Origin of the sequence: Stackebrandtia soli (assembly GCF_965137155.1) — a bacterium.
Classification (GTDB): domain Bacteria; phylum Actinomycetota; class Actinomycetes; order Mycobacteriales; family Micromonosporaceae; genus Stackebrandtia; species Stackebrandtia soli.
On record NZ_CBCRZX010000005.1, the window covers coordinates 122494 to 142618 of the forward strand.

Sequence of the window (20125 nt, forward strand, 5' to 3'; positions counted from 1 at the left end):
CATTTACTGCCTCCAAACTATCGCGGTGGCACCGCGAATCTCGATGACGTTGACATCCTCGCCAGGTTCAAACACCTGGTCCCCTTCGAGAGCGCGAGCCGTCCATTCGACACCGTCCAATTTAATCAATCCACCTCGGTTGTCCACCCGCTGTACCACGACGGCGGGCGAACCCTCGATCGAGCGCAGTCCGAGGCTGTCCGTCTCACCCTCGGGGCTCTCCCGCAGGCGCTTGGCATACGGGCGAACACCCCACAACGCGAAGAGGGACACGACGACGAAGACACCGCCCTGAACGAGCACGGGCGCACCGACCGCCGCGGCGACAGCCGCCGCGATGGCGCCACCCGACAGCATGAGCAGGACAAAACTCAAGCTGAAGAGTTCCGCGATCCCCAGGACCAACGCAACCAATAGCCATATAATCGCCGACACCCCCCAAGGATGGCATGTCGGTGCCACCCCCGCACAGGGCGACGAGAATCCACTCAGACGGTCAGGCGGCAGTGACACGCAGCCAGAATCGCCGGTCGACACGCCTTTGCCAAGCCGCGCAGGACCTCCGCCCGACCACTCGCCTCCGCAGCCGTGACCGCGCCGCCGAACGCGTCGGCTTCCGCGACCCGCAGCACCGTGTCCAACATCAACGCCCTGGCGTGCAAACGCGAGGCACGCGGCGGAAAACCGGGCGGCAGCTGGTCGACGAGCGGCCCGCGCAGGGCCCGAAGGACATGGTCGAGTTCCGGGTGCCATCGGGCCACGTCGAGCTGGATCAGATCGTCGGTCGCCGTCCGCAGCGCCTCGCTGAGCGCGACGTCGGCCTCCCCGAGACTGTGATCGAAGGCCGGGGTCGGCGGCGACGCCGGGAGTCGGTAGAGCCGCCAGGCGACGGTCTGCCACGCGTCACCGGAGCCGGACACATGATTCGTCCACAATGGCACAATCCCCCATTGGCCCGCGACGATCGCCTCGCCCGCGCGCATCGCGGCCAGGGCGAACGGCCCCGACGTGGGCAGGCCCCGCACGTCACCGGGCACCGGCAACACCAGGAACACCTCATCCGCCGGGACACGCGACAGGCGCGCGAATCCCGACGTCAGTGACATCGTCTCGGAGTCCTCGCCGCACACGGAGACCCACTGCTCCACGCCCACCATCGGCGCCGAGGTGATCGCCGCGACGACGTCGTCTATCGACGCGAGACCGGCACGCCACGAACGCAGCCACGGCGTCAGACGCGTCGTCAACCGGGGAGAGAAGTCGATGGAGTCGGGCACGACGCCACCTCCCGCGACGCTCAGCGACCCAGCCCGGCCGGGCGGCGGGCGGGGCAGCAGCCGTCATCGCCCGGCGCCCACAACGGAAGCTTGCCGAGCCGACGAATCGGCGCGTCGTCGGTGCGTTCGGTGACGAGCTCGCGGACCATCGTCACGACTCGAGAATCCAGGCCGGGCGTCCCCGCCCGGTGCAGCGTCATGCCGAGCTCGGCGGCCGTCTGCTGAGCCTCGGTGTCGAGATCCCACAGCACCTCGATGTGGTCGCTGAGGAAACCGACCGGACTGACGACGACGGTGCGCACACCCTCGGCTGCCAACTGTTTGAGATGGTCGTTGATGTCCGGGCCCAGCCACGGCGACTCGGGCGGACCGGAGCGCGACTGCCACACGATGTCGTACGGCAGGTCGACGCCCGACTGCTCCATCACCAGCTCCGACGCCTCCGCCACCTGATCGGTGTAGCGCGCGCCGTCAGGCCCCGAGACGTCGTTCATCGCGTCGGGGATCGAATGCGCGGTGAACAGGACCCTCGTCGCACCGCGCTCGGAGTCGGCCACCCGACCGGCCGCGTCCCGCAGGTTGTCCGCGAACGGGTGGATGAAACCGGGGTGGTCGAAGAAGTGCCGGATCTTGTCGATCGCGGGCGCCTTCGAACCGACGGCGGCGCGGGCAGCCGCGAGGTCCTCGAGGTACTGCCTGCATGACGAGTACGAGCCGTACGCGCTCGTGGTGAACGCCAGGGCTCGTTTGACGCCGTCCCCGGCCATGCGCTGCACGGCTTCGACGAGCATCGGCGGCCAGTTCCGATTGCCCCAGTAGATCGGCAGGTTGACGCCGTTCGCGGCGAAGTCCTGCTCGAGGGCGTCGACGAGTTTGCGGCACCATTCGTTGATCGGGGAGACTCCGCCGAAGTGATAGTAGTGCTCGGCGACCTCGGTCAATCGGTCCTCGGGCACACCACGGCCACGGGTGACGTTACGAAGAAACGGCAGCACGTCGGCGGGGCTTTCCGGGCCGCCGAACGATACAAGTAGCAATGCGTCGTAAGTCATTGATAGCGGAGTCCTGTAGTCGTGATCAGTCGTGTGGTGGCGGTCGTCGACGGCGGTCAATCGCGCGCCGGGCCCACTCCCACCGCGTGGAACCCGCCGTCAACATGAATTATTTCCCCTGACGTGGCGGGAAACCAGTCCGACAACAACATGCACGCGGCCTTCGCGACCGGTTCGGAGTTCGTGACGTCCCAGCCGAGCGGCGCCCGATCGGCCCAGGCGGCCTCGAACTGCTCGAAGCCCGGGATCGACTTGGCCGCCATCGTGCGCTGCGGGCCCGCGGCCACGAGGTTGACACGGATGCCCTTGGGACCGAGGTCACGGGCGAGGTAACGGGTGGCCGACTCGAGGCCCGCCTTCGCGACGCCCATCCAGTCGTAGACCGGCCAGGCCTGGGTCGCGTCGAAGTCCATGCCGACGACCGCGCCGCCGTTGCCCATCAACGGCAGGCACGCCGCGGCGAGCGACTTGAACGAGAAGGTGGAGACGTGCAGCGCCGTGCCGACGTCCTCCCAGGAGGCGGTCATGAAGCCGCCGCCGAGAGCGGCCGTCGGGGCGAAGGCGATCGAGTGCAGAACACCGTCGAGGGAGTCGACGTGCTCGCCGACCCGCTCGGCCAGCGACGCGAGTTGTTCCTCGTTCGTGACGTCGAGTTCGATGACGGGCGCGGGCTTGGGCAGCCGTCCGGCGATGCGGTTGACGAGCGACATCCGCCCGAACCCGGTCAGCACGACCTCCGCTCCCTGCTCCTGAGCGAGCTTCGCGACGCCGAACGCCAACGACTGGTCGGTGATCAGGCCGGTGATGAGCAGTTTCTTGCCCGCGAGCAAACCGGTCACGAGGACTCCTTGAAAATCGTCTATCTACTGAGGATCGGGGGTGTGGATCGTCAGTGGCCCATACCGAGGCCGCCGTCGACGGGAAGGACAGCGCCCGAGATGTAACCGGCCTCGTCCGACGCGAGGAAGCACACGGCGGCGGCGACCTCGGCGGGCTGAGCGAACCGGGAGGCCGGGATCGTCGTGGCGTACGAGTCACGCTGAGCCTGCGACAACTTCGCGGTCATGTCGGTCTCCACGAAACCGGGCGCGACGACGTTCGCGGTGATGTTGCGGCTGCCGAGCTCACGCGTGATCGAGCGCGCCATGCCGACGAGGCCGGCCTTGCTCGCGGCGTAGTTCGTCTGGCCCGCGTTGCCGTACAGGCCCGTCACGGAGGAGATGAACACGATCCGGCCGAACTTGGCCCGCAGCATCTTCGACGACGCCCGCTTGGCGCAACGCCAGGCGCCGGTGAGGTTCGTGTCGATGACGGAGGTGAACTGCTCCTCCTTCATCCGCAGGAGCAGGGTGTCATCGGTGATACCGGCGTTGGCGACGAGAATCTCCACCGGACCGAGTTCGTTCTCGACGGTGGTGAAGGCCGCGTCGACGTCCTCGGCGTTGGTGATGTCACAGCGGACACCGAACAGGTCCTCGGGGGCCCCGCTGCCGCGATGCGTCACGGCAACCCGGTCGCCCTGCTTGACGAACGCCTGGGCGATGGCCAGGCCGATCCCTCGATTGCCTCCGGTGACCAGCACGGTGCGAGACACGGCGCGAACTCCTTTTGGTGACACACGGTCAACGACGACTCAGATCGTACGCGCCGGGCCCGTTTACCGGCTGAGTGGCCCGGCCGCCGCTCTGATCAGGGAATACGCGAGGTCCAGGCCAGACTCAACAGCACCGCCCCGAACGCCAACAGCAGCGCTATGCCAATGAACCACTGGGCGACCTCCCGCGCGACGGTTCGATGCCCGATCGAGGAGCCCATGTCCGAGTAGACCTCCTTGAGTTCCTCGACGGAATCAGCCTCGTAGAAGTTGCCGTCGGTCGCCTCCGCGACCGCCTCCAGGGTGAGACGGTCGACAGGAACCGGGGTCACCTGTCCGTCGATCTCGACGACGCCCTCGTCGGTGCCGAAGGCGATCGTCGACACCGGAACGTTCGCGGCCGCGGCGGCCTCGGCACCGTCCTCGGGCAGGCGCCCGGCAGTGCGGTATCCGTCGGACAGCAGCAGGATGTGCGCGGGAGCGAGGCCCTCGGCACCGTCCGGCGGAACCGACTGGATCGCTTGCAGCGACGAGAAGATCGCCTCGCCGATCGCGGTCGACTCGTCCATCTCCAGACCCTGGATCGCGGACTTGACGAGCCCACGATCCTTTGTGGGGGAAGCGATGACGTTGGCGGACTTCGCGAAGGCGACGAGCCCGAGGTTGTACTGCGGTGGCAGCTCGTCGACGAAGGCGACGGCCGCCTCCTTCATCGCCTCGAAGCGCGACGGCGCGACGTCCTCGGCCTCCATCGAGATCGAGACGTCGACGGCAAGGATCAACGTCGCCCGCTCCGTCGGCTCACGGGTGTCCAACGACGGGCGCGCCATGCCCGTCGACAACACCACGAGCGCCGCGAGCAGGATCGAGGCGGGCAGGTGCTTGCGCCAGCCGGGCCCCTTCGCCGCGATCTTCGTCAGGAGCTCCACGTTGGAGAAGCGGACCGCGTAGGACTTGCGCCGTGTCTGCGACCAGACGTAGAAGCCGATCAACGCCAAGACCGGCAGGACGGCCAAGAGCCACCACGGCTCAAGGAAACGGATCAACGGGTTGTTCCTCTCGTACGTGCGTGGCGTTGGGCCGCGACGAAGCGAACGATGTCGCGCAGCCAGTCGGAATCGGTCGACAGGCGCAGGCGCTGGGCACCGGCGCGCCGCAGCCCGGACGCGATCGCGTCCCGCTGTGCGGCGGCGGCCTCGGCGTACCGAGCGCGGAACCCTGCATCGTGGGTCTGGATCTCTTGCACCACACCGGTCTCGGGATCCATCAGTTCCACTATCCCGACGTCGGGAAGCGACAGTTCACGCGGGTCGACGATCTCGATGGCGAGTACGTCGTGACGCACGGACAGTTTGCGGATCGGACGTTCCCACCCGTCGGTGGCGAGGAAGTCGGAGATGATGACCGCGAGACCGCGTCGTCGGGGCGGTCTGTGCAGGGTGTCGATGAGGGCCGACAGGTCCGTGCGACCCGGCGCCTCCTCGCGACGCCGACGGCGTCGACCTCCGACGGGCGCGAGCGTCGGCCGCATGGCGGCGACGTTGCGCAGCAGCATCTGAGCTCCCGAGTGACCGGGCGCGGCCGGGATGACCTTCGGGCTGCCGCCCGCGCCGATCACGGCGCCGATCCGGTTGCCGCCGCGCACCGTCAGGTGGGCCATGGCCGCCGTCGCGGCGATCGCCAGGTCGCGTTTGAGGCATTTCGCGGTGCCGAAGTCGAGACTCGCCGACAGGTCGACGGCCAACCACGTCTCCAGCTCGCGGTCGGCGATGGTGGTGCGCACGTGCGGGGTCGTGGTCCGCGCCGTCACCGGCCAGTCCATGCGACGGACGTCGTCGCCCGGGCGGTACTCGCGCGACTCCCCCGGCTCGGTGCCCGGTCCGGGAAGCAGGCCGAGGTAGTCGCCGTGCAGCAGGCCGTCGAGCTTGTTGTTGACGAGCAGTTGCAGCCGGTTCAGTTGTTCGACGGCGTTCTTTCCCTCGCCGGCGGCACCGCCGAGGGCTCGTAGCTCCGCATCGTTCACGCGCTACCGGCTTTCGGGAGCGGGCCAGCCCGTCGAGGCCGGGGCGGCCGCCTTCGGCGGATATCCGGCGCCGCCGGACACCGGCGCGACCGGGCTGCCGGCCGCGCTGCGGTGGGTGCGGGCGTCGGCGTCCTGACGCGGGGACACCGTCGGAGGCGGCACGGCGGCCATGATGCGATCGACGATGTCCTCGGCCGGAACGCCGTCGGCGAGCGCGTCATAAGAGAGGACGAGCCGGTGCCTGAGGATGTCGGGCGCGATGTCCTGGAGATCCTGAGGGAGCGCGTAGTCCCGTCCACGCAGGACGGCGAGGGCGCGGGTGGCCTTGATGAGGCCGAGCGACGCTCGCGGGCTCGCGCCGTACTGGACGAGACCGGCAACCTCGGACGCCCCGTACTCGGCGGGTTTGCGCGTGGCGAGGACGAGCCGGACGGCGTAGTCGACGAGCGCGTTGTGGATGAAGATGTTGTCGGCCTTCGCTTGCAGCCGCAGGATGTCGTCGGTCGTGAAGATCGGTTCCGGGCTGGGGGCGGAGACGCCCATCCGGTAGACGATCTCGCGTTCCTCGGCGTCGGTCGGATAGCCGACGACGATCTTCAGCAGGAAGCGGTCGCGCTGCGCTTCGGGCAGTGGGTAGACGCCTTCCTGCTCGATCGGGTTCTGCGTCGCCATCACGAGGAACGGGTCGGGGACCTTGTGAGTTTCCCCACCGATCGACACCTGGCGCTCGCTCATCACCTCGAGCATCGCCGACTGCACCTTGGCCGGCGCGCGGTTGATCTCGTCGGCGAGCAGGAAGTTGACGAAGACGGGACCGAGTTCGACGTCGAACTTCTCGCTGGACTGCCGGTAGATCCGGGTGCCGATGATGTCGGACGGAACCAGGTCGGGCGTGAACTGGACGCGCGAGAAGCTTCCACCGACGACGCGGGCGAGAGTCTCGACCGCGAGCGTCTTCGCGACACCCGGGACGCCTTCCAACAGGCAATGGCCACGCGACAGCAGCGCCACGAACATGCGCTCGATCATCCGGTCCTGACCAACGATGACCTTCTTGACCTCGAACAGCGCCTTTTCCAGGAGCTCGGCGTCCTGCGCTGGCGTGGGCTGCGGTTTCGCGCCTGTCATCTGGTGGCCTTTCGATGCGTGGCAGGTGTCTGGACGATCTTAAAGACTGTATTCAAACGCGGCGACGAACCGCCGCACACACGAGCGCCGCCGTCGACCCAGCCTAGAGGTTGGTCTGACGCCGCACGTCATGTGCGGTGACGGCGGGTCCAGCGTCACCGTTCCGCGCCTCCGAGTCGGTGGCGGCTTCACCGGAACCGATCGTCGGCCCGCACCCGCCGCAAGCGCGCCGCTCTCCTGCTCGCCGCCGGTGGCGTGGTCCGTTGACGGTCGACGGGGCGGTCGGCGCGGGTTTCGGTGGCGTTCCCGAGTCTCCGTGGCCGATCCGAGACGGCAAGACGAGCTCGAGAGCTCGTCCCGTTGCCTCAGGTCGTGTGAGGCGTGTGGCGGGGCGTCGCTCGGCGAGGCGGAGTAATTCGCGCGTACCGTTGTCGGCCAAGCCTTCTGGCGTGCCGAAGCACGGCGAAGGAGCTTCGACAACGCGGCCGATGTCCGTCGCGCTGGCTCGGTTGACCCTGAACACCGCGACGGCACCGGAGCGAACTGCCGGGCGACGCGACAACCTGTGCCCGAGCGATCGATGGTCCACGAGCGCGAATCGTGTGAACACTTTCATCGAGGTCGTCCACGACGGCACCGAGCGGCGGTGCGGTGGTGAATCCGGCGCGGGCGACGGTCGGGACGTCACGCTGCGCGGCGGCCGTACGTGTTCGCGTCCGCCGACCTGTAGAGGCAGGGCCGTGCGGCCGGGCTCTCGGAGGGGACGGGCGGCGGTGGCGGGAGTGGTTCGTCGCCGAGCCGCGGGCGTGCCTCTCCCTCGTCGAAGCGGCACGGGCGGGCACTCGCCACGACGACGGGGCGGGTCGCGATCGGTCCGGCTCCTGACGTTCGTTTGATCGCCGGCTCGAGCCCGGTCCGACGTCGGGCGATGCGCAGCGCACGGACGTCCGAGCACCGCGTCGAAGCGCGATGATGACGGCTCGGCCGGGCGCGTGAGGCGATCGGACCGGGAATGCGCGAGACTTGACGGGTGGACGGTGACGGATTGGTGTGCTCGGCACGCGGGTGTGGCGCGGCGGCGGTGTGGGCGTTGCGGTGGCGCAACCCGCGCATCCACGGCAGCGACCGGGTGAAGACGTGGCTGGCGTGCGACGAGCACCGCGAGCATCTGTACGAGTTCCTGACGACACGGGGTTTCCCGTGCGAGATCGAGCGGACGGAATGACGGCGATGACCCAGCAGGAACTCCTGTGGAACAACTGGCCGGGCGACGTGGCGTTCGTCGCGGTGTCGCCGACCTTGGCGCGGGCGAGACTGGTCGGGTTGGCGGCGTTGGGAATCCCGCTCCTGGTCATCGCCACCGTGCTGTCGGCCGTGTGGTGGGGGACGTCGTGGCCGTGGATCATCGGGGGCGCCGGCTCGGCCTTCCTGCTGCTGCGCGCGTTCGTCGTGGTGCGCGCGGTCCGCGCGTGGGGTTACGCCGAGCGCGACGACGATCTGGTGATCCGACACGGACTGTGGACGAAGCGCCTGTCCATTGTCCCTTATGGGCGCATGCAGTTCATCGACGTGAGCGCCAGCCCGTTCGAGCGGCTCTTCGGTCTGGCGTCGGTGTCGCTGCACACGGCGGCCGCGACGACGGACGCGTCGGTTCCGGGCCTGGAGCCCTCGACGGCGGCGAGCCTGCGGGATCGGCTGGCCGAACGCGCGCGCACCGAACGCGAGGGCCTGTGAGCGACATGGGCGAGGCCGGGCCCGCCGACGAATCCGCGCGGATCGACCCGCGTGAAACCACCGATGGTGCGGAAGAACCCGAGGCCGGGCCCTCGAAACCGATCGCGCAGCGCCTGCATCCGCTGTCGCCGGTTCTCAAGGGCGTCAAGGCGATGTGGGTCATCATCGCCGCGATCTCGTGGCAGGGTTTCGCTCGATTCGGGCTGTCCATCGGCGCGATGATCGTCATCATCGCGGCCGTCCTGGGTCTCGCGTGGTCGTGGATCTCTTGGTATTACACGGGTTTCGTCGTCGCGGACGGGCGGCTGCGGATCGCCGAGGGCGCCCTGTTCCGGCGGCATCGCACGATCCCGTTGGAGCGCCTGCAGTCGGTGGAGGTCGTCCAGCCGCTCCTTGCGCGGCCGTTCGGGCTGGCCGAGGTCCGCTGTGAGGTGGTCGGGGCCGCGAAGACGGAAGCGCCCCTCGCGTACCTGCCGCTCGAGGAGGCTCACGAGTTGCGCAGGCGGCTCATCGCGCTGTCGAAACACCCCGACGCGGTGGACGAGGAACCGAGCGCGGCGCCCGTCGACGTCAGTGGTGAGGATGCGAGCGGGACGCGCGCGGTGCTGACTCCGCTTCTGACGGAGCCCGACGGGCCGACCGGTTTCGACGCGGAACCGATCGTCACGGTCTCGCCGCGTCGACTGGTCGCCAGCAAGGTGCTGAGCCCCGAGGTGCTGTTCATTCCGATCGCGGTCGGCGCGACGGTCGGTTTCTTTGTGTGGCAACCCGACATGAGCTTCTTCGGCCTGGCCGGCCTCGTGACGGCGACCGCCGGGATCCTGCTTCGTCCGGTCCGGGCGGCCTTCGCCGATTACGGGTTCCGGCTCGGGGTCACGGACGCGGGGTTGCGAACGAGTCGCGGCCTGACGGAACGCCGCAACCACACCCTTCCCGTCGAACGGGTCACGGCCGTGACGGTGGCTCGGCCGTTCCTGTGGCGATCGCGGCGATGGCAGTTGGTGCGCGCGGCCAACGCCGGCGGCGTCGGTCCACAGTCGAGTTCGTCGACGGGCGCGACCCTGCTTCCGGTGGGCACGCCGAGCCAGGCCCGGCGCATCGCGCGACTGGCCCTGTCCGGAGCGGACCTGTTCGCCGTGCCGCCGATCCCGGCGCCGCGAGCCGCGCGGTGGCTGGCCCCGTTCGGCAAGCCGGGGCTCGGGGTCGCGCTCACCGACGAGCTGTTCGTCTCGTGCAAGGGCCGGATCACGCCGACGGTGACGGCGGTGCCGTACGCGCGGATTCAGTCGATCCGCGTCGTTCAGGGCCGGTTGCAACGCGTGCTCGGTTTGGCGACGGTTCGCCTCGACGTCGCGGGCGCCATGTTCACGCACACGAGCGCCGAGCACCGCACCGTCACCGAGGCGCTCCGCTTGGCCAGCGAACTGCGCGCACGCAACCGGTCGGCGGCCCGCGCCGAACACGAGCGCGCGCGGTGAGCCCGATCACGTGCCCGCCAGCGGCGATTACCCGCTAGTAACATTGGTGGGGTGACCGCATACGCCATGGAACAGCTCGACCACGACGGCCACCAGCTCGCCGTGCATCGATACCCCGCCGAGACCGGTTCCGCCATCGTCATGTTGCCGGCGATGGGTGTTCCCGCGCGGTATTACAAGCGGTTCGCCCCGCAGCTCGTCGACGCCGGTTTCGACGTCACGATCGCCGACCTGCGCGGCACCGGCGCGAGCGCGCCACTGCCGAGCCGGGGTGTCGACTACGGGTACGCCGAACTGATCGGCGACCTCGACGTCCTGTTGGAACACTTGGCCCCCCGGCTGGAGGGGAAGCGCGTGTCCCTGCTCGGACACAGCCTTGGCGGCCACATCGCGACCCTGTATCTGGCCGCGCTGCACCGTCGATCAACGCCACCGCCCGTCGACGTCGAGGCGTTGATGCTCGTGGCGTCGGGAATCCCCCACCACCGCCACTACGGCCTGGTCGGGCCATTCCTCTACGGCTACGCCGCCATGACGGTCGGACTGTCCACTCTCGTCGGCCACTGGCCCGGCCGGACCTTCGGGGGACGACAGTCGCACGGCATCATGCGAGACTGGGCCCACACCGTGCGCACCGGGTCGTTCGTCGACATCGGCGCGGACTCGGCGACGGACCTCGCGACGGTGGACGTGCCCGTCCTCGCCGTGACCGTCGACAACGACTCGTTCACGCCGCCGTCGACCGCCCGGCATCTGACCGATCGCCTGACCGCCGCCGCGGTCACGACATTCCACTACGGCAAAGACCAGACGGACGCCCCGCTCGACCACTTCAAATGGGCGCAGGACGGGCAGACCATCGCCAACCGGATCGCCGATTTCCTCAAGCGGGACTGAGCACCCGGCGCGTCCGGCTCGCGCCGACGGCACGTCGGTCTACGGTGGACCAATGACGGAGCACGAGGATCGACGACCCGAGCACGACGACCCGGACGAGGAACGCGACGAGGAGCACGACGAGGAACGCCATGAGGAACACCCCGCCGACAAGGCCGACAAGCGGGCCAAGGCGATCCGCGACGAGATCGTCGAGCAGGACGTTCCACAGCCGATGCCGGACGACGACAAGCCGGGCTACCCCGACCCCGATGATTACCCTCAGCACTCTTTATCCGACAATCAGCGATACGATGCGGCGATGGTCGGAGTGCAGACACCGAAGAACGATGCCGACGTCGCCGAGTTCCTCGCCGCCATCGACGACCACGCGCACCGTGTCGAAGCGATGAAACTGTGCGCGCTCATGATGGAGGCCACCGGCGTCGAACCCGCGATGTGGGGCGACGCGATCGTCGGCTTCGGCAGCCTCCAGTATCGATACCCGTCCGGTGATCTCAGCGAGACGATGGCCGTCGGGTTCTCACCAAGCGGCAGACGCCTGACGGTCTACATCACCGAGGGCTTCGAACGACACGCCAGGACGCTGGCGAAACTGGGTCCGCACACCACGACGGACGACTGCCTCTACATCAGGGGCTTGGACACTGTGGATCAACGCACGCTGCGGAGCCTCGTCAATCAGTCCTTCCATCACGTCAACGCGCAGACGGTCAACGCCTGAGGACTCAGTCGCCCCGACGGGCGGTCAACGTGTAGGTCGCGGGGAGGGTTCCGGCGGCAGGACCGAGCCCGTCGTACATGGCGGGAACGGGATCCTCTCGCAGACCCGTGATCGTCAAGCCCACGCCGAGGAGCGCCGTAACGATGTCGCCGATCGGCCATACGAAGGACACGAAGTCGCTCTCGGAGCGCCAGCCGAGTGGCGCGGTCGCCGGATTGTCCCGGTCGGCGGGCGTCCCGCGCTCGAAGTAGTCACCGGTCACCCGGACCCGCGCCTCCCCGTCGACGGCGAGCACCTCCCAGAGTGGATGATGCTCGTGGACGACGAGGCGCCCGCCGGGACGAAGCCGCTCGACGACGATTCGCGCCCACTCGGCGAGATCGGGCAGCCAGCACACCGCCCCCGCACTGAGGTGGACGACGTCGAAGACGCCGAGGTCGTCCGGCAGGTCGTACACGTCGGCGACGACGAAACTCGGTGCCCCCGCCAGGCGCTCCGCCTCATCACGGGCCAGTCCGATGGCGACGGCGCTGATGTCGACGCCGACCACCTCGGCACCGAGCCCGGTGAGCGAGAAGGACTCGTTTCCGGTGGCGCACATGAGATGCAGGACCCTCTTGCCGGTCAGGTCCCCCAGCGCCGCGCGCTCGGATTCGTCCAATGTCGATCCACCGTCGACGAAGAACGCGGCGGCCCGGGGACGTCGCTCGGCGGAGATCGCGTCCCATTGATGTCTATTGTGCTGCGTTATCGCTCGGATCGACATCGGCGCAGACTATGCCAACGGCGGTGAGACGGCCAGTCCATTACGGAAACGCGAGGGGCCCCGTTGACGGTGGTGCGCGTCAGTTCGCGGCGGCGGACACCGGTTCGCGCGGCGGGGCCGCGTCCTCGACGTCCTCCGACGAGTCCGCGATCAGCTCGGCGGTCTTCGGCTTCCGCCGGAACCGGGCCTTCGTGTTCTCCACGATCGTGTACAGCGTCGGCACCAGCAACAGCGTCAGCAAGGTCGACGACACCAGCCCACCGATCACGACGATCGCCAACGACTGGGCGATGAACCCGCCCGAGCCGGTGAAGCCGAGCGCCATCGGAACGAGGGCGCAGACCGTGGCGATCGCCGTCATGAGGATCGGCCGGAGCCGACGACGTCCACCGGCGATGACGGCTTCGCGAATGCCCATCCCCTGCTCGCGGTACTGGTTGATCAGGTCGATCAACACGATCGCGTTGGTGACGACGATGCCGATCAGCATGAGCAGACCGATCATCGCCGGAACACCGAGCGGGATGCCCGTGACCCGCAGCAGACCGATGGCACCGGTCGCCGCGAACGGGATCGACACGAGCAGGATCAGCGGCTGCACGAAGCTGCGGAACGTCGCGACCATGATCATGAAGACCAGCGCGATCGCGATCAGCATCGCCAGGCCGAGATCCGCGAAGGCCTCCTCCTGATCGGCGCTCGAACCGGCCAACACATAGGACGTGCCGTCCGGAAGATCGAGCTCGCTCAGACGATCGTTGATCGACTGGGTGATCGCGCCGAGGTCGGCGATGTCGGCGGCGGCCGTGATCGACGCCGAGCGCTCGCCGTCGATCCGGCTGATCTCGGTCGGTCCGTCGACGAGTTCGACCTCGGCGATGTCACCGACCTCGACGAGACCGGCGGCCGTCGGGACCGAGAGCTTCTCGATGTCCTTGACGGACGCGGGCTTGTCGTCGCCGGACGACAGGACGATCTGGCTCGGAGTCCCGTCGATGGCGATCTCGCCGAGCGGAGCGCCCCGGAACGCCTGAGCGATCAGACCGCCGAGCTGCGCCTCGGTGACACCGACGGCTGCGGCCTCTTCGCGGTCGACGGTGACCTCGACACGGGGGGCCGCCTCCTCGATGTTGCTCGTGACGTCGCGCAAGCCCTCGACGTCGCCCATCTCCGCCTCGACGAGCGCGGCGGCCTCGGCGAGCGAGTCGGCGTCGCCGCCTTGAACGATGACCTCGACGGCGCTGCCGCCCATCGCCTGGTTGGCGCCTTCCATGCCGACGGCTACCTCGCCGACATCCGTCAGGTCGGCCACGGCCTCGCGGATCGCCTTCTCGACGTCCGGAGTGGAGTGTCCTTCCTCGATGGTGATGCTGAAGCTCGCCTTGTTGGTGTTGCCGCCGAGCCCACCGAACATCGGGTTGCCCGAGCCGATGTTGACCTGGTAGGACTCGACACCGTCGGTGTCGGCGAGGATCTCCTCGACCTTCGCGGCGGCCGCGTCGGTCGTCTCCAGATCGGTGCCCAACGGCAGGGTCTGGTTGATCTGGCTGGTGTTCTGACCGGCCGAGTCGAGGAAGTTCGTCTTCAGCCCGGGGATGAGGGCGAAGGTGCCCACGAGAACGGCGATGCCGATGAGGACGGTGACGAACTTGAAGCGGGTCGCGAACCGGAGCACCGGCGTGTACATCCGTTGCAGCGGGCTGCGCAGTTCCTTCTCCTCGGCGGCCACGCGGATGCGCTCGCGCTCGGCGGCGTCACCGGTCGGCGCCTTCAGGAACCAGTAGGCCAGGACCGGGATGATCGTCAGCGACACCAGCAGCGAGGCGAGCAGCGCGACGGTCACGGTGATGGCGAAGGACGAGAACAGCTGACCGACCATTCCGGAGACGAACGCGATCGGCAGGAACACGCCGACCGTCGTGAGGGTCGACGCCGTGACGGCGCCGGCGACCTCGCGGACGCCCTCGATCACGGCGACCCGTTTCTCCTCGCCGTAACTCAGGTGTCGTTTGATGTTCTCCAGGACGACGATCGAGTCGTCCACGACACGTCCGATGGAGATGGTCAGGGCGCCGAGCGTCAGCATGTTGAGCGAGTAGTCGCCGGCCCAGAGCGCGATGAGCGCGATGACGACCGACATCGGGATCGACACGGCGGTCACGATGGTCGAACGCAGCGACAACAGGAACAGCATGATGACGATGACGGCGAAGATCAGGCCGAGCAGGCCCTCCGTCGTCAGGTCCTCGATGGACGACTCGATGTAGGGCGCCTGGTCGAACACGATCGTGATCGCCGCCCCGTCTCCGATGTCGGAGGCGAGTGAGTCGATGACGTCGCGGACCTCGTGCGAGATCGCGACGGCGTTGCCGTCGGCCGTCATCGTGATGGCGAGGCCGAGGCTCGGCTTGCCGTCGGTGCGGGTGACGCTCGTGATCTCCTCGGGCTCGAGTTCGATCGTCGCGACGTCACCGAGCCGAACGGGCTTCGGGGCCGCGGGAGCGCCGGGCGCGGGGGACGCCGCCGGGGTCAGGTACAGGTCCTCGAGGTCCTCCACGGAGGTGAGCTTGTCCCCGACCTGAACGCTGAGCGTCGAACCGTCCTCTGTCAACGTTCCCGCCGGAATGGCGACACCGTTGGCCTGCAGGACTTCCGGGATCTGCGCGGGGCTCACGCCGGCCTTCGCCATGTCCCCCGTGTCCGGCGTGATCGTGATCTGGTCGGCCACGGCGCCGGAGATGCTGACGTCCTTGACGTCCGCGATGCCCGACAGCTCGGGAACGACGTGCCGCTCGATCTGGTCGAGCAGGGTCGCCTGGTCCCCGTCACTGCTGACGGCCAGGGCCATCACGGGGATGTCGTCGGTGCTTCCCGCGATGACGCGCGGTTCGACGTCGGCGGGCAGGCTGCCCTTGACCCCGTTGATGGCCTTCTCGATGTCGGCGACCATCTCGTCCGAGTCGAGCTCGAAGTCGAAGGCGATGCGCACGTTCGACATGCTCTCAGCCGATGTCGAGGTGATCTCCTCCACACCTTCGACACCGCGGAGGCTGTTCTCGATCGGTTCGGTGACCTGCTGCTCGACGATCTCCGGGGACGCGCCCGGGTACGTCGCGACGACCGAGAGCATCGGCATCGTCAGGGATGGGAAGAGTTGCTGTTTGAGTTGGGGTATCGCGAACGCCCCAACACCGCCGAGTACCAGCGCAATCATGATGACGAGACTGCGATTGGCGAGGCTGAGCCTGGCCAGTCCGGTCATGGGGGTCCCCTTCGAATCGGGTTTGTGGAGAGAGGTCGGCACACTCGGGAGAGCGATGTGGACGGGCTCATCGGTGGACGATTCGAGCGCGTGTCCAGCGGACCGTCGGCGACGTTGCCGACCTCTGTCGAAGATTTATTCAGCGCGACGATAACATTTCACGTCAAGCGAAGTATTTCTCGTCTCAGGTTCGCCTCAGCCCGCCCCTTGGCGCCTCCGAACGAGCCAATCATGCCCACTACGCTGTATCGACGTGCCTATGAAGGGATGACTCGTGGCTCACAGCCTCAGCCGTGATGAGGTCATCGACGCCATCCTGAAGCGTCAGAACGACATCGGTCGTCGGCTCGCACACGACCGTTCGATGCCCCTGTTGGCGACGACGCTGACGATGCAGCAGCTCAAGCTACTCCTCCTGCTGTCCTTCCACGACGATCAGGCGGGCGCGGAGCTGGCGTCCCACCTTGGCGTCAAACTCGGCACGCTGACCGGCATAGTCGACCGACTCGTCCGTCGCGGCCTCGTCGCACGACGCGAGGACGAACGCGACCGCCGGGTTCGCCGGGTCGCGCTCACGGACGCGGGCCGACAGCTCATCAACGAGCTGAATGACGCGGGGACCAGCGCGTTCCGGGCGTTGCTCAACGAACTCGACACCCCGACGCTGTGCGCCTTCGGCAACATCATGTCCACACTGGTCGACGCCGCGGACCGACTCGGCTGGCTCGGACCGAAGCCCGCCGCCTGAGTCGGCGGATCGTCCACGACCCCAACGCATGGACGGCGGCCGATGCGCGTGCTATTAATAGACCGACGGTCGGTTTATGAATCGAGGTCGAGATGGCACGCACGGTCGACGAAGAGGCGCACACCCGCCGCAGAGAGGCGTTCCTCGACGCCGCCGAGGAGCTCATGCTCACTCAGGACTCGGAGGCGATCACGGTCGCGGAGCTGGTGAAGGCGACGGCGGCGTCCAAGGGCGCGTTCTACCACTACTTCGACTCCAAGGACGCCCTGATGGACGCCCTGCTGCATCGCATGCTGGACCGGATCGTCGCCGCGATCACGCCGATCGCCGACGAGGGGACCCTGACCGCTCCCGACAAGATCACCGCGCTCATCGAGGCGATCGCCGTCTGGAAGGGTCGCCACCGGCACCTCCTCGTGGCCGCGACGACGATCTGGCACGGCGCCGACAACGCGCACGCCCGATCACGGCTTCGCCGACGCACCGCCGACGAGGTGGGCGCCGTCATGGCGACGATCGTGGCCCAAGGCAACGCCGAGGGCAGCTTCGAGGCGGACGAACCGACCGTCGCCGGGCGATTGACCTATCTGGCGCTCCAGGAACTCAACGACGAAGTCCGCGATCGACTGTCGACGCGACGCCACGACCCGACCGCGCTCGACGGCGTGGTCGAACGCTTCGAGGCCTACTCGGCGACGATCAACCGCATGCTCGGCGCGCCTGTCGGCACGATTCGACTCGCCTCCCCGGACCAGCTGCGGCGCTGGTACGCGCAGGTGTTCGACCGTGGCGCGATCGATGACGACACCACCCAGTGAAACACTCCATACAGGATGCAACTTCCGTCCGCGTAGCGAAGGACACGACATGTCCGAATCGGAACACGAACCGCTCCTACTCCCCCTCGACTCCCCGGCCGAACTCTCCTCGGTCGGAGGGAAGGCCAAATCCCTCGGCACGCTGATCCGGGCGGGCCTGCCCACGCCCGGGGGTTTCGTCCTCACCACGGCCGCGTATCGACGTTTCGTCGAGGAGACCGGCATCGCCGAGCGCGTCGCCGCCATCCTGTCCGACATGGACGCCGCCGACGCGACCGACGCCGCCCGGGCGAGCGCCCGCATCCGGCCGCTCTTCGACGAGGCGACGCTGCCGGCCGACATCGAGGCCGCCATCCGGCGTGCCGTCGACGACCTCGGCGACATCGCGGTGGCCGTGCGGTCCTCGGCGACGGCGGAGGACCTGGACGAGGCCTCCTTCGCCGGCCAGATGGACTCCGTTCTGGACGTTCGCGGCACCGCCGCCGTGACGAAGGCCGTCCGCACCTGCTGGTCATCACTGTGGACGGATCGGGCGATCGCCTACCGTGCGGGACAGGGGGTCGACGGAGACGGCCTCGCGCTCGCCGTCGTCGTCCAGGAACTCGCCGACGCCCGCGCCGCCGGCGTGCTGTTCACGGCGGACCCGGTGACGGGCAGCCGTGCCCACACGATCGTCAACGCGGCCTGGGGTTTGGGCGAGTCGCTCGTGAGCGGCGAGGTGACGCCCGACGTCTACCGTGTCGACACGACGACGGGATCGACCCTCCACCATCGCATCGGAGACAAGTCCGTGGAGACCGTCCGCACCGACGCGGGCGCGCGGACGCGGCCGGTGCCGTCGCATCGTCGACGGGCGCGGGTGCTGACCGACGAGGAGTGCGCCGAGCTTGCTCGGTACGGCGCCGCGATCGAACGTCACTATGGACGACCGATGGACGTCGAGTGGGTGGCGACCGCCGACGGCGTCGCGATCGTCCAGGCCCGCCCCATCACGAGACTGCCGGACGATCTCGAGCAATGGAACGCCACATTGGATGGTGACTTCCTGTGGACGAGCACCAACCTCGGTGAGGCGATCCCGAGCGTGATGACGCCGATCACGTGGTCGATGGTGCGGATATTCATGTCCGAGGCGATGTCGATATCCCGGCTCGGGACGCACGAGGTGTCGGGCAACATCGGTGGTCGCTTCTACCTCAACCTGACGCTGACGGACTCGCTGACGACGGCACTCGGGCTCACCGAGATGGTCCGGGACGCGAACGACCGCGTGTTCGGGACACGTCCCGACGGGCTCCGACCCACTCGTCTGCCGGAATCCCGGATGAAGCAGATCAGGGCCGTGATCCCGATGCTGACCGGGTTCCTGCGGGTGCTCCGCCCGTATCTGCGAGCCTTCGAGGAGCGCGTCGCGGCGTTCCCGGGGCGCTGCGCCGAACTGTCGTCCGCGATCGCGGACGCGTCCACGCCGTCGGAACTGGCCGAGTTGTGGCCGTCGTGCGAGTCGCTGCTGCGCGACGGGTCGCGATTGCTCGCGGCCGGCGGACGGCGCGGCGGTGGGGCGCTCGCGACGAGCCCCAAGTGGTTGCTCCGCTTCGCCAGTGAATCCGATGTGGACGCGATGTTGACGACGAGCGGCGACGGCACGACCATCGCCAGCCTCGGTCCGCTGATCGGCTTGGACCGGCTCGCGCGCGGCGAGTTGAGCCCGGCCGAATACGCGACTCAATGGGGCCACCGGTGCGCCGATGAGTTCGAGGTGTCGGTGCCGCGTCCAGCAGAGGACCCGGCTTGGATCGAACGACGGCTCGCGGAGGCGTCCGACGGCCCGGACGCGACCTCCCTCCTGGCGGCCCAGGAGCGGCGACGCGCCGAGGCCCTCGACCGGTTCGCGACCGCGCATCCGCGCCTGGTCAAGCGGTTGCGGCGGCGGTTGGTCAAGGCTTCGAAGGCGACCAGTGGCCGTGAGGCGGGACGGTCCGAAGTGATCAGGGCCTTCGGGGTGCTGAGGAACTTCGTGTGCCGGGCCGGGAAGCTGACCGGGCAAGGCGACCAGGTGTTCTGGTTGCGGCTCAACGAACTCCGCGACCTGCTCGGCGGAAACGACTCGGGCCTGGCGGCGTTGCCCGCCCGTCGACGCGCGTACGAGCACTACACGGCGCTGCCCACGTACCCGACGTACATCCGGGGCAGGTTCTCGCCGGAGGACTGGGCGGCCGATCCCGGTCGCCGCCCCGACGTGTACGACGCGGACACCCCGCCGACGCCCCCGCCTTCCGGCGTCATCATCGGCAATCCCGGTTCGCCGGGTGTGGTGGAGGGCATCGCGCGGGTGATCCTCGACGTCGAGGACGGCCATCGGTTGCGTCCTGGAGACGTTCTCGTCACGACCGTCACGAACGTGGGTTGGACGCCGTTGTTCCCGCGTGCCGCGGCGATCGTGACGGACATCGGCGCGAACCTGTCGCACGCCGCGATCGTCGCGCGCGAACTCGGCGTCCCCGCCGTCGTCGGCTGCGGAACGGCGACGACGCGCATCCAGGACGGGGACAGGGTGCGGGTCGACGCGTCGAAAGGCACAGTCGTCGTGCTGGACGGCGCCGAGAAGGGTTGAGCGGCGATGG

At 68.4% G+C, this 20125-nt stretch carries 18 protein-coding genes; 8 read left to right on the top strand and 10 right to left on the bottom strand.

The annotated features are described in order from the left end of the window. Window positions 1-3: 3 nt before the first annotated feature. From ACM9NP_RS05155 to ACM9NP_RS05190, 8 genes are all read right to left on the bottom strand, one after another. Window positions 4-375, bottom strand: coding sequence for an NfeD family protein (locus tag ACM9NP_RS05155; RefSeq protein ID WP_415645418.1), 372 nt, complete (start codon window positions 373-375; stop codon window positions 4-6). Between the two features lie 113 nt (window positions 376-488). After that, window positions 489-1277, bottom strand: coding sequence for a hypothetical protein (locus tag ACM9NP_RS05160; protein WP_415645419.1), 789 nt, complete (start codon window positions 1275-1277; stop codon window positions 489-491). Window positions 1278-1297: 20 nt separating this feature from the next. After that, on the bottom strand, window positions 1298-2329 hold the full coding sequence (locus ACM9NP_RS05165) for a ferrochelatase (protein WP_415645420.1): 1032 nt from the start codon (window positions 2327-2329) through the stop codon (window positions 1298-1300). 56 nt (window positions 2330-2385) lie between these two features. After that, window positions 2386-3168 (bottom strand): enoyl-ACP reductase FabI, encoded by a 783-nt coding sequence (fabI, locus tag ACM9NP_RS05170; RefSeq protein ID WP_415645421.1) that lies wholly within the window; start codon window positions 3166-3168, stop codon window positions 2386-2388. Window positions 3169-3218: 50 nt separating this feature from the next. Then, the gene (locus ACM9NP_RS05175; RefSeq protein ID WP_415645422.1) at window positions 3219-3923 is read right to left on the bottom strand and encodes a beta-ketoacyl-ACP reductase; all 705 of its coding nucleotides are present in this window, start codon (window positions 3921-3923) and stop codon (window positions 3219-3221) included. Window positions 3924-4018: 95 nt separating this feature from the next. Further along, complete coding sequence (locus ACM9NP_RS05180; RefSeq protein ID WP_415645423.1) at window positions 4019-4969, bottom strand: VWA domain-containing protein; 951 nt, start codon at window positions 4967-4969, stop codon at window positions 4019-4021. Further along, window positions 4966-5946 (bottom strand): DUF58 domain-containing protein, encoded by a 981-nt coding sequence (locus ACM9NP_RS05185; RefSeq protein ID WP_415645424.1) that lies wholly within the window; start codon window positions 5944-5946, stop codon window positions 4966-4968. The genes ACM9NP_RS05180 and ACM9NP_RS05185 overlap by 4 nt, the downstream gene beginning before the upstream one ends. A 3-nt stretch (window positions 5947-5949) precedes the next feature. Then, a complete protein-coding gene (locus ACM9NP_RS05190; RefSeq protein WP_415645425.1) occupies window positions 5950-7074 on the bottom strand; it encodes an AAA family ATPase in 1125 nt (374 codons plus the stop codon). A gap of 1030 nt (window positions 7075-8104) precedes the next feature. On the opposite strand from ACM9NP_RS05190, the gene ACM9NP_RS05195 reads away from it, so the two are divergent. The 5 genes from ACM9NP_RS05195 to ACM9NP_RS05215 are packed head-to-tail and all read left to right on the top strand — an operon-like array spanning window position 8105 to window position 11907. Then, window positions 8105-8299: a hypothetical protein gene (locus tag ACM9NP_RS05195; protein ID WP_415645426.1), complete on the top strand. Its 195-nt coding sequence runs from the start codon at window positions 8105-8107 to the stop codon at window positions 8297-8299. Continuing rightward, entirely contained in the window at window positions 8296-8808 is a 513-nt protein-coding gene (locus ACM9NP_RS05200; RefSeq protein ID WP_415645427.1) for a PH domain-containing protein, read from the top strand. Before ACM9NP_RS05195 ends, ACM9NP_RS05200 begins: the two co-directional genes overlap by 4 nt. A 5-nt stretch (window positions 8809-8813) precedes the next feature. After that, complete coding sequence (locus ACM9NP_RS05205; RefSeq protein WP_415645492.1) at window positions 8814-10286, top strand: PH domain-containing protein; 1473 nt, start codon at window positions 8814-8816, stop codon at window positions 10284-10286. A 51-nt stretch (window positions 10287-10337) separates the two neighbouring features. Next, window positions 10338-11183, top strand: a complete 846-nt coding sequence (locus ACM9NP_RS05210) for an alpha/beta hydrolase family protein (protein ID WP_415645428.1) — start codon at window positions 10338-10340, stop codon at window positions 11181-11183. Window positions 11184-11235: 52 nt separating this feature from the next. Then, complete coding sequence (locus ACM9NP_RS05215; RefSeq protein ID WP_415645429.1) at window positions 11236-11907, top strand: hypothetical protein; 672 nt, start codon at window positions 11236-11238, stop codon at window positions 11905-11907. Window positions 11908-11911: 4 nt separating this feature from the next. Here the strand turns inward: ACM9NP_RS05215 and ACM9NP_RS05220 are convergent, their stop codons facing one another. Continuing rightward, complete coding sequence (locus ACM9NP_RS05220) at window positions 11912-12673, bottom strand: class I SAM-dependent methyltransferase (RefSeq protein WP_415645430.1); 762 nt, start codon at window positions 12671-12673, stop codon at window positions 11912-11914. 79 nt (window positions 12674-12752) lie between these two features. After that, on the bottom strand, window positions 12753-15935 hold the full coding sequence (locus tag ACM9NP_RS05225; protein ID WP_415645431.1) for an efflux RND transporter permease subunit: 3183 nt from the start codon (window positions 15933-15935) through the stop codon (window positions 12753-12755). A gap of 274 nt (window positions 15936-16209) precedes the next feature. Here ACM9NP_RS05225 and ACM9NP_RS05230 point away from each other — a divergent pair, with 274 nt between their 5' ends. The 3 genes from ACM9NP_RS05230 (at window position 16210) to ACM9NP_RS05240 (ending at window position 20115) form a co-directional block, all read left to right on the top strand. Continuing rightward, a complete protein-coding gene (locus ACM9NP_RS05230) occupies window positions 16210-16683 on the top strand; it encodes a MarR family transcriptional regulator (protein WP_415645432.1) in 474 nt (157 codons plus the stop codon). A gap of 92 nt (window positions 16684-16775) precedes the next feature. Beyond that, complete coding sequence (locus ACM9NP_RS05235) at window positions 16776-17501, top strand: TetR/AcrR family transcriptional regulator (protein WP_415645433.1); 726 nt, start codon at window positions 16776-16778, stop codon at window positions 17499-17501. 49 nt (window positions 17502-17550) lie between these two features. Continuing rightward, window positions 17551-20115, top strand: a complete 2565-nt coding sequence (locus ACM9NP_RS05240) for a PEP/pyruvate-binding domain-containing protein (protein WP_415645434.1) — start codon at window positions 17551-17553, stop codon at window positions 20113-20115. Window positions 20116-20125: the final 10 nt, after the last annotated feature.

What these genes read in the sequence shown, in the direction of transcription:
- ACM9NP_RS05215 (WP_415645429.1), top strand. Translation starts at nt 11,236, where the DNA reads ATGACGGAGCACGAGGATCGACGACCCGAGCACGACGACCCGGACGAG.
- ACM9NP_RS05190 (WP_415645425.1), bottom strand. Translation starts at nt 7,074, where the DNA reads ATGACAGGCGCGAAACCGCAGCCCACGCCAGCGCAGGACGCCGAGCTC.
- ACM9NP_RS05235 (WP_415645433.1), top strand. Translation starts at nt 16,776, where the DNA reads ATGGCACGCACGGTCGACGAAGAGGCGCACACCCGCCGCAGAGAGGCG.
- ACM9NP_RS05200 (WP_415645427.1), top strand. Translation starts at nt 8,296, where the DNA reads ATGACGGCGATGACCCAGCAGGAACTCCTGTGGAACAACTGGCCGGGC.
- ACM9NP_RS05240 (WP_415645434.1), top strand. Translation starts at nt 17,551, where the DNA reads ATGTCCGAATCGGAACACGAACCGCTCCTACTCCCCCTCGACTCCCCG.
- ACM9NP_RS05165 (WP_415645420.1), bottom strand. Translation starts at nt 2,329, where the DNA reads ATGACTTACGACGCATTGCTACTTGTATCGTTCGGCGGCCCGGAAAGC.
- ACM9NP_RS05205 (WP_415645492.1), top strand. Translation starts at nt 8,814, where the DNA reads ATGGGCGAGGCCGGGCCCGCCGACGAATCCGCGCGGATCGACCCGCGT.
- ACM9NP_RS05220 (WP_415645430.1), bottom strand. Translation starts at nt 12,673, where the DNA reads ATGTCGATCCGAGCGATAACGCAGCACAATAGACATCAATGGGACGCG.
- ACM9NP_RS05225 (WP_415645431.1), bottom strand. Translation starts at nt 15,935, where the DNA reads ATGACCGGACTGGCCAGGCTCAGCCTCGCCAATCGCAGTCTCGTCATC.